Raw genomic sequence first — 8,854 nt, 5'->3', positions numbered from 1 at the left:
ACGTTTTTGGTGATTTACTGTTTCTCAAATGCCTTTTTTCACTTTATATGTTTGTTTTGATGCTCTCTTTAATTTTTTCTCTACGTAATTTACCTCTGTGACAGTTTGGGGTGCGGAATGTGGGTTCAAACTGAGAAATCAGAGAAATAGGAAAATAAATAATTGTCGTCTTCTACTTATTCGCAAAAATAGATGATTTATCTGTAGATTTAGGAGTTATCATTTTTAGCAAAGATAAATTAAAAAACTTTTATAAACCCAAATTAATGTGGTGTATTCTCCAAAAGTTTGTATTTCCCAACCTAGCTGTCCTATTCATTTAGTTGGCAAAACAGGACAAGCTGTAGAGATTTCGATTCATACTCCCAGTCCATATATCTGTGCCAACTGTGAACAGATATTACCAGACTGGAAACAACAACAGTTTTTGTGGGTGGTGCTTGTCTTGCAACAATCACGATATCCTCTGGAGGAAATGACCGCAGAAACGGAGAAAGAAAAAGAAAAACTGCGGGAAAAATTTATGCGGTTTGGTTGCGATGTAGCATTTAATTTGCGCGATCGCGGATATTTAACGGACTTGATAGATCCCCGCACAGGTTATCCATTACTATCTCATTCCGGTTTATTTCCCCATGATGATACAGCAGCAGCACAAGCCTTACTAAAATATCCCGCAATTGAAAATAAATGCCATGTCCTTGTACATCCTCATTGGGGAACTGCTGTTTATCCTAGTGTTATGCTTTCGGAAGCTCCCCCAGATATGATTGAGTTAGTAACTAAAGCTGTAGCACCAATGCACGGGTGGACAGAAAATTAAAAATGAGACTTGTGTATTTATCCTCCTAATTGCTGCTGCTGCTAAATTTGCGAAAATAAATGTGTAGGCTAGAATTACTAAGCTTTTAGCATGGCCTGGTTAATTCCAAACCGTTAGTTCATTTAGCAATAAGTCAGAGGAAGGGAGTATGGATAGTAACAATTGGTTGGAACAGCTAATGATGTTGGGTATTGGCACAACTTCTTTAGTTGCAGATAAACTTAAGCAAGTTAGTGATGAACTGGTAAAGGATGGTAAACTCAATCCTGATCAAGCTAAGGCCGTCATGGATGATCTTGTTCATCAGTTAAAGTCCGAACAAGGCGGTTGGGATGAGCAAATGCAACGACAAGTGCGAAATGTGATGCAGGATTTGGGAGTTGCGCGTCAGTCAGAAGTGGACGAACTACGGGGTAGAATTGACAGGTTAGAGCGTCAAGTTCGGGACTTGGAAAATAAACTGTGGCGCTAAAATGTCCTTTGTGATTTACACTAATTTGTGTTCTGTCGGTAATCTGATTACCAGTAATTAAAACAGAGAGGGCTGATTTTGAAAGGAATTTTCCTCAGCGTGGTGTTCATGCTGGTATGTGTTGGCGTTTTAGTATTTACTCAAATTAGCGGTCAAAAAAATGCTGCAATCGGTAATGCATCGCCTTCAACACAACCAACCACCACTATCATTCAAGAAAACAATACTCCAGGAGCGAAAAATACTATGTCCCCAGCCAATGCTGTTACTACCCCTTCTGGGCTAAAATATGTTGAACTAGAAGAGGGAACTGGTGCAACTCCCCAACCAGGACAAACCGTTGTAGTTCACTATACTGGCACTTTAGAAGATGGGACTAAATTTGATAGCTCACGCGATCGCAATCAACCCTTTAGCTTTAAAATCGGTATAGGACAGGTAATTAAAGGTTGGGACGAAGGACTAAGCACCATGAAAGTAGGTGGCCGTCGTCAATTAATCATCCCTTCAGAATTAGGTTATGGTGCGCGAGGTGCTGGTAACGTAATTCCCCCCCACTCTACTTTACTTTTTGATGTGGAATTGTTAGCTATTAAATAAGTAAGTAGAGATAGTTAAATATAACATTGGCGGGCAGAATCTACAATAGATTATCACCTTTGCAAAGTGGGATTCAGTCCCGTCAATGTCCTAAAAAAAAACTCAGATTACTCGATGATGAATACTTCTGATTTTGGCAAATCTTCTACCTTTAGCTTTGATTTTCTCCCACCTCACCCCAGTCAAGATACTGATTTACTCCAACAGCTATATTTTGTCCCTGGGTTGAAGGAAATCCTGCTTTTACGTCAAGTTCACGCTTTAGAACACGCTACTGTTTGGGTATTAGGAGAAACTAAAAACTCCTATTCTCGATTAGGAATAACTACTAATGTACAATTAGATGATCAATTATTAGGTGGCTTGTCTACCGAACAGGGATTTTTTCTCTATGGTGATGTGAATATTAGTGATTTACGACGCGCAGTAACATTAGCTCAACATCGTCTTATCAGTGGAGAATGGGATTTAGCTGTACATCCCCGCTGCGGCACAAATCTATCTGTAACTATGCTTTTAAATTTAGTCTTGGCGGCATCTGTACCTTTTCTACTACCATTTCGACCAATTGAACAGCTTATTGGTTTAGGTTTAGCAGCAACAGCAGCAACGGAACTTGCACCAGATATGGGAATGCTTACTCAGCGTTATATTACAACTTCTATTCCTTTTAATTTAGCTGTTGAAAATATCACTATTGCTCGTGATTTTTGGGGGAAGGAAGGTCATTTTGTTAAGGTATCTTGGGAGGAATAGGAGTTAAGAGTTAGGAGTTAGGAGTTAATGAACCACGAAGGAATGAAGAACACGAAGCAAGAAGGAAGAAAGAAGAAAATTCTTGACTTACACTCTTATTTATAAAATGTAAAATTAGATATTTAGTATTATGAGAAAGCTTTATTTTTTGCTTCCAGGAACAGATGGTAATTTTGCTTGTGGTGGTCTTTGGGCAGAGTTGAAAACGGTTAATTTGGTTCGACAATTTTGCTCTGCTGAAGTGGTTACTTATCGTCAGAAAGAATCTGGTAAGTTGTTTTTAGATGATTTATTAGAGGAGAAAATTTTCAAAAATTTAGATGATGTCATTTTTGTGATTAGCTGGGGATTTGATGTGGCTAAATTGGCTGCTAAGTTGCAAAGGTATAATGTGATTTATCATGCTCATAGTGCCGGTTATAAGATGAATCTACCAGCGAATATTCCGATCATTACGGTTAGTAGAAATACCCTGGGTTATTGGGGACAAAAATCACCAAATTCTCTGATTTATTATTTACCAAATCAAATTAGTGAGGAATTTACTAATTTAGATCAAAGTCGAGATATTGATGTTTTAGTCCAAACTCGGAAGTCTTCTCAATATTTAATTAAGTCGTTAATTCCCGCTTTGAAAAAAAAATGTGATGTCTTGGTTGTTGATAGTTATGTGGAAAATTTACCAGTTTTATTTAATCGTGCTAAAATTTACCTTTATGATTCTGCGGAATATTGGCAATTACAAGGAGTTAGTGAAGGATTTGGTTTACAACCAATGGAAGCCTTAGCTTGTGGTTGTCACGTCTTTTCTAGTGTCAATGGGGGATTATCTGATTATTTAGATCCGGGCTTTAATTGTTATAAAATCGCTGGTTATGCTTTAGAATATGATCTAGCCAAGATTTTACAGGTTCTAGAAGCAACAACATTACCAACTTTATCGGAAACTGTTTTAGCAGAATATAGAAAGGACAATATTATTCAACGTTTACAGGTAATTTTAGCAGAAATCAATGATTTCTTTGATCATAAAAATAATTACTCGACTAAAATTCCAGATTTAACAAAAATCCAATTAGCAAAATTATTTGTAGAGAGAATTTTTGCTAAAGTCAAAAGCAAGTATTTATAAGGGAATTAGGAAATTTTATGAATAAACGATTGTTGGTTACTGGGGGTGCTGGGTTTATTGGTACGAATTTTGTCCATCATTGGTGTCAAGCTTATCCAAATGATAGATTAGTGGTATTAGATGCTCTTACCTACGCTGGAAATCTCTCTAATTTGACCTCGGTTGCATCAAAAGACAATTTCCGCTTTGTCCAGGGAGATATATGCGATCGCTCTTTAGTTGAAAAACTACTTTTAGAGGAAAATATAGATACTATAGCTCATTTTGCGGCTGAATCTCACGTTGATCGTTCAATTACCGGACCTGCTGCATTTGTCCAAACTAATGTGCTGGGAACTTTTACTCTTTTGGAAGCTTTTCGTCAACATTGGGAAGCAAAAACACAACCTCATAATTATCTATTTCTTCATGTTTCTACCGATGAAGTTTATGGTAGTCTCACCCCAGATGAACCAGCATTTTCAGAAACTACAGCTTATAGTCCCAATAGTCCATATTCAGCTTCAAAAGCTGGAAGTGATCATTTAGTTCGTGCTTATTATCATACCTATAAATTACCCACAATTATCACCAATTGCTCTAATAATTATGGTGCTTTTCAATTTCCAGAAAAGTTAATTCCTTTGATGTGTATTAATATTCTAACTGGTAAAAAATTACCTGTTTATGGGGATGGAAAAAATGTCCGCGATTGGTTATATGTTGGTGATCATTGTCAAGCTTTAGATCTGGTACTTCATCAAGGAAAACCAGGAGAAAACTACAATATTGGGGGTAATAATGAAGTTGAAAATATCAGCCTTGTGCAAAATTTATGTCAAATTATGAATGAGTTAGCACCAGATTTACCAGTCTATCCAGCGGAAAAATTAATTACTTTTGTTAAGGATAGACCTGGACATGATCGAAGATATGCTATTAATGCTAATAAGTTAAAAACAGAATTGGGTTGGAATCCATCTGTCACCATTACTCAAGGTTTACGTTTAACTGTAGAATGGTATCTTAGTAATTGTGATTGGTGGAAAGCTTTGTTATAGTCCACGCAAGTGGACTTAGTTTGTGTATTAGCGATTTATCATCGCCCCTAGACCGCTTTGAAAACAACCTCTTAGCAAACCCTAATGATGAATGGGAAATTTAGATTGGAGTAGATTTCTGACAGCTACTTCTAAATCACTTTCTTTCAATAAAGATTCTCCCATAATTACTGTTTGCACTCCAGCTTCAGCAACTAAAGATAAATCATCAGGGGTTTCTATTCCTGATTCACTAATCACTAAAATTCCTAACTTTTGCAGTTGGGATTTCCTCGCTGCTAATAGTTCCTGAGTGGTGTGAATATTGATGGTTGAATCACTTAAATTCTGATTATTAATGGAAACTATCCGTATATCTTCCAATTCGAGAACTCTATCCAAATCAGTTAAATTATGAACTTGGATTACAGCATTCATTCCTAAGTAGTGAATTACTCGTAAAAAGTTTTTTAGGTCTTTATCCGCAAGAATAGCAGCCATTAATAATACCGCATCTGCACCAGCAGAACGCGCTAAATAAATTTGGCAAGGATCAATGATAAAATCTTTGCAGAGTAAAGGTAATGCTACCCGATATCTGATAGCACGCAAATGATCAAAACCACCTTGAAAAAACTTTTGATCAGTAACAACAGATATACAAGATGCTCCTCCACGTTTATAAGCTTGAGCAATAGTAACTGGTTCAAAATCTTGTCTAATTACACCTTGATAAAGGGATACTTTTCTCACTTCTGCAATTAAACTAGGTTTATAAACACTCTGCTGTAAAGCAGTCAAAAAGTCCCGCACAGTAGGAGCAGCAGTTAACTGACGTTGCAAGGAAGCCCAAGACATATCTTGTTGCATTTGTACAACTTCCAGTTTTTTATGCCACACAATTTCTTTGATAATTGCTTGCATTTGAGGATGATAAATTGTGATTGGATAGATAATAAAATCTGGACGAGGGTGATAAATTATTTTTGTAAAATTTCACCTTTCCCTTTTCTTGTCTGAAAAAAAGTCAAGGATTTGACATCAAACCTGTCAACTTTTTCCACCGGTGGCTGATTTTTCTGGGAATTACCGAGCAAGCGGTTATCTTTAAGTAATCTGATATATGTACGATAGGGCATATAGTCTGTAGGGTTGTAGCCAGCAAATTGTAAAACCAAAACACAAGCCCAAGAATATTTTCCGCTTATAATCGCTTTAATTATTTGTTCTATTTGCTCGGTCTTGATCTTTTTGCTAATGGATGGATTATACCCAGTAAAATTTTGATTCATGATTTTGCTCCTGTTTGTCAAACGATGCAATGGTTTTTGAGGATTTTCCCGCCATTTATCAATAACGGCTTCTTTACTAAGAGTATCCAAATCCAAGTTCCCAATACATAAACTATTTTTTGATTAACATGACTATTTTTTTGCTCTTATTTTTTTGAATTTTTGTTAACTATCAGAATTTTGATTTTTAAATATACAGCAAATTTCAACTTAGTAAGGTATAAAATACACCATCACCGTAGCAAGCCATTCATTACCTGTATCTTTATTAACAATTAAACAACGGGCTTAATATTGAAAGAATAGAGTGGGTAATGGTATCAAAGATGCTAGTGTAAAGAGAGGTTTATGTATACTTTGGATTTTAAAACAGCTTCTCAAGACATTTCTTCGACAGTTCTCTACAGGACTTAGGAGTAAAGTCTGCTTAATTTTTGATGAGGATATTCTAGGACAATACTCACTCTAATTATCATTAATAATCCGACTAGGATATATTCTAAAAGAATCGAAAAAATTAGCAGCTTCTGTAGTTATTCATCCTTGGCTCTAGCTCCGATTAATCCTGAGATATAGTTCTATTCTGAGGAATAAAAACAGTATTTTTTTCTATAGCAAGCGATGTATTAACTGCTACGAAATAGTTACTTGCAGACAGCTTAGAATCAGTATCACTACTCTTATATGTGGATGCTGGGGTGTTGACTGGTTGAGTATTATTAGTGTTTTGATCTACTGAATCAGTCGAGTTAGAATTTTGAGCCATTAAGTCGGCCGCTTTCCTAGAAACTGACTCCGCTTGAGCAGGAGTCGTGACTAAAGTAGCTAATATAGCTAACCCTAAAAAGCACTTGTGTTTATTCATGATGTAGGCAACCTTGATTTTCAATTTGAAACACGAAAATTATCTCAAGCTAGAGACTATGCAAAAGCCAGTTGATCTGCGATACTAGTAAAACTTCTACTGAATCTTGAATCTGACTGACTTTCGTGATAGAAACATTTTCCCCCCCCATGTATGTCACAAAATTTAATTTATTTTATTTTGTGATATACAATATAATCATAAATCTGACATATTTTCTTGTAAGTGTCAACCCCAAACCAGAAATTTATATTTCTCTGACACTTACGTAGATTTCATTCTCATCCGAGTCATAATTATGACTCATAATCAACAACCTAACCCTGAAATAAAATAGTCACAGCAGTGAATATGAAACTGATGCAATTTAAACCAAGAATGAATGAACAAGAGTTTGAGCGCGTATTTGACAATCTCACAGAACGACGCAAAAACGTATTAAGGAAGATACTAGCGGGCGAAACAGATGCGGATATAGCTCAATCTATGAAGATTGGAGAATCGTCCGTAAGAAAATATGTTGAAAGAATATGTCTGGAATTTGGACTGAATAATGAGCCTTCTGATAGCCGTCGCTATAAACGGTCAGAGTTGGTGACATTATTTGCCAAATACAAACCGGAATTACTGAGTGAAAGTAAAACTGGCTCGACAAAAGAATTAACAATAATGACGGATGAAAATGAATCAAATATTACTGAATATATCCTGCATTTGTTATCCTTTAATCAGCCCATATCAGAGGATTTGCAACAGATACTAAATCGCATCAAGTTTCATGAACAAGAAAGGAAACAAATTGCGAAAGCTCTAAATGAAATAGGGCATAAAAATTACCTAAATAACGACTTTACAATTGCAGCATCCTATTTAGAATTAGCAGTTGAATTTAACCCAAACTATGGAGCGGCTCATTATAATTTAGGAGCAGCTTATGAAAAGTTAGAGAATTTAGATGGTGCTTGTTACCACTATCAGATTGCGAGTAAATATCAAAATCGTGCTGCTGATGCTGCTGCGAATAATTTAGCTAGGTTGCAAATTCTGCAAGGAAATAGTGCAGCAGCGGTGAAGATCATTGAATCAATTTTGCCCAAGGTTAGAGATAAAAGCATAGAAGTTACATTGTATAAAAACCTTGGCTGGGCATATTTTCAGGAAAATTGTTTTGACAAAGCAAAACAAAATTTACTGATCTGTTTGAAATTAGAAAGCAATTATACTCCAGCTTATTGCTTACTAGCACAAGTGCAAGCAGCAGAGGGAGATCATCAAAGTTCCAGAGAATCATGGCAAACTTTCCTAGAATTTTATGCCTATGAGCAGGAAGAAAAAAAATTTCGTGGACAATTACCAGAACTAGAAGTTTGGAAACTTGAAGCCATGAGAATTATTAATGCTCAAGGGGAGTAATTCAAAGAGATACAGCGTTTTCCGCTCTGATGAGGTACAAAGTTAAATCATGAAACTCTTGTGGTGCGGGCATCTTGCCCGCTAGATATGTACCTCATAACACCGGGAAATGCTGTAAGTATCAGAATTGAATTGATCCAGATTCTTCCGATAAAGAGTGATTTACTGTCGAGGTTGGGTTAACCTATGTTACCCAACATCAATATGATCAATATGATCAAGCAATCATTCATCTGGGAATAAATTCCCAGTCTAATAGCAAAAGTCGGCTCAAGCCGACTATACAGTAGTTTCCGGTATTATGAAGTACAGTAATGATAAAACTCTTGTGGTGCGGGCATCTTGCCCGCATAAAGTGTACCTCAGTAGTTTCCGGTATTATGAAGTACAGTAATGATAAAACTCTTGTGGTGCGGGCATCTTGCCCGCATAAGGTGTACCTCAGTAGTTTCCGGTATTATGAAGTACAGTAATGATAAAAC

General features: G+C 36.4%; 10 protein-coding genes. 7 read left to right on the top strand and 3 right to left on the bottom strand.

Annotated elements, in window-relative coordinates:
* Positions 1-268: 268 nt before the first annotated feature.
* The 6 genes from FFO06_RS20325 to rfbB all read left to right on the top strand — a co-directional run bounded on the left by FFO06_RS20325 (position 269) and on the right by rfbB (position 4,823).
* Positions 269-823, top strand: coding sequence for a methylmalonic aciduria and homocystinuria type D protein (locus FFO06_RS20325; RefSeq protein WP_137909652.1), 555 nt, complete (start codon positions 269-271; stop codon positions 821-823).
* 148 nt (positions 824-971) lie between these two features.
* Entirely contained in the window at positions 972-1,295 is a 324-nt protein-coding gene (locus FFO06_RS20320) for a phasin family protein (RefSeq protein WP_137909651.1), read from the top strand.
* A 78-nt stretch (positions 1,296-1,373) separates the two neighbouring features.
* The gene (locus FFO06_RS20315) at positions 1,374-1,895 is read left to right on the top strand and encodes an FKBP-type peptidyl-prolyl cis-trans isomerase (RefSeq protein WP_137909650.1); all 522 of its coding nucleotides are present in this window, start codon (positions 1,374-1,376) and stop codon (positions 1,893-1,895) included.
* A gap of 117 nt (positions 1,896-2,012) precedes the next feature.
* Complete coding sequence (locus tag FFO06_RS20310; RefSeq protein ID WP_137909654.1) at positions 2,013-2,651, top strand: DUF6391 domain-containing protein; 639 nt, start codon at positions 2,013-2,015, stop codon at positions 2,649-2,651.
* Positions 2,652-2,781: 130 nt separating this feature from the next.
* Positions 2,782-3,783: a glycosyltransferase gene (locus FFO06_RS20305; protein WP_137909649.1), complete on the top strand. Its 1,002-nt coding sequence runs from the start codon at positions 2,782-2,784 to the stop codon at positions 3,781-3,783.
* A gap of 17 nt (positions 3,784-3,800) precedes the next feature.
* Positions 3,801-4,823, top strand: coding sequence for a dTDP-glucose 4,6-dehydratase (rfbB, locus tag FFO06_RS20300; RefSeq protein WP_137909648.1), 1,023 nt, complete (start codon positions 3,801-3,803; stop codon positions 4,821-4,823).
* An 81-nt stretch (positions 4,824-4,904) separates the two neighbouring features.
* Here the strand turns inward: rfbB and FFO06_RS20295 are convergent, their stop codons facing one another.
* The 3 genes from FFO06_RS20295 to FFO06_RS20285 form a co-directional block, all read right to left on the bottom strand.
* Positions 4,905-5,759, bottom strand: coding sequence for an indole-3-glycerol phosphate synthase TrpC (locus tag FFO06_RS20295; RefSeq protein ID WP_137909647.1), 855 nt, complete (start codon positions 5,757-5,759; stop codon positions 4,905-4,907).
* Between the two features lie 23 nt (positions 5,760-5,782).
* The gene (locus FFO06_RS20290) at positions 5,783-6,094 is read right to left on the bottom strand and encodes a HetP family heterocyst commitment protein (protein WP_137909646.1); all 312 of its coding nucleotides are present in this window, start codon (positions 6,092-6,094) and stop codon (positions 5,783-5,785) included.
* A 559-nt stretch (positions 6,095-6,653) separates the two neighbouring features.
* Positions 6,654-6,959, bottom strand: a complete 306-nt coding sequence (locus FFO06_RS20285; RefSeq protein ID WP_137909645.1) for a hypothetical protein — start codon at positions 6,957-6,959, stop codon at positions 6,654-6,656.
* 351 nt (positions 6,960-7,310) lie between these two features.
* Here FFO06_RS20285 and FFO06_RS20280 point away from each other — a divergent pair, with 351 nt between their 5' ends.
* Positions 7,311-8,372, top strand: coding sequence for a LuxR C-terminal-related transcriptional regulator (locus tag FFO06_RS20280; RefSeq protein ID WP_228036524.1), 1,062 nt, complete (start codon positions 7,311-7,313; stop codon positions 8,370-8,372).
* The last annotated feature ends 482 nt before the right edge of the window (positions 8,373-8,854 follow it).

Origin of the sequence: Dolichospermum planctonicum, from assembly GCF_005402965.1 — a bacterium.
Lineage (GTDB): Bacteria > Cyanobacteriota > Cyanobacteriia > Cyanobacteriales > Nostocaceae > Dolichospermum > Dolichospermum planctonicum.
The sequence above is the reverse complement of the archived record's forward strand: the minus strand, read 5'-3'. Positions and strand labels throughout refer to the sequence as shown.

What these genes read in the sequence shown, in the direction of transcription:
- FFO06_RS20320 (WP_137909651.1), top strand. Translation starts at nt 972, where the DNA reads ATGGATAGTAACAATTGGTTGGAACAGCTAATGATGTTGGGTATTGGC.
- FFO06_RS20310 (WP_137909654.1), top strand. Translation starts at nt 2,013, where the DNA reads ATGAATACTTCTGATTTTGGCAAATCTTCTACCTTTAGCTTTGATTTT.
- FFO06_RS20305 (WP_137909649.1), top strand. Translation starts at nt 2,782, where the DNA reads ATGAGAAAGCTTTATTTTTTGCTTCCAGGAACAGATGGTAATTTTGCT.
- rfbB (WP_137909648.1), top strand. Translation starts at nt 3,801, where the DNA reads ATGAATAAACGATTGTTGGTTACTGGGGGTGCTGGGTTTATTGGTACG.
- FFO06_RS20290 (WP_137909646.1), bottom strand. Translation starts at nt 6,094, where the DNA reads ATGAATCAAAATTTTACTGGGTATAATCCATCCATTAGCAAAAAGATC.
- FFO06_RS20285 (WP_137909645.1), bottom strand. Translation starts at nt 6,959, where the DNA reads ATGAATAAACACAAGTGCTTTTTAGGGTTAGCTATATTAGCTACTTTA.
- FFO06_RS20280 (WP_228036524.1), top strand. Translation starts at nt 7,311, where the DNA reads ATGAAACTGATGCAATTTAAACCAAGAATGAATGAACAAGAGTTTGAG.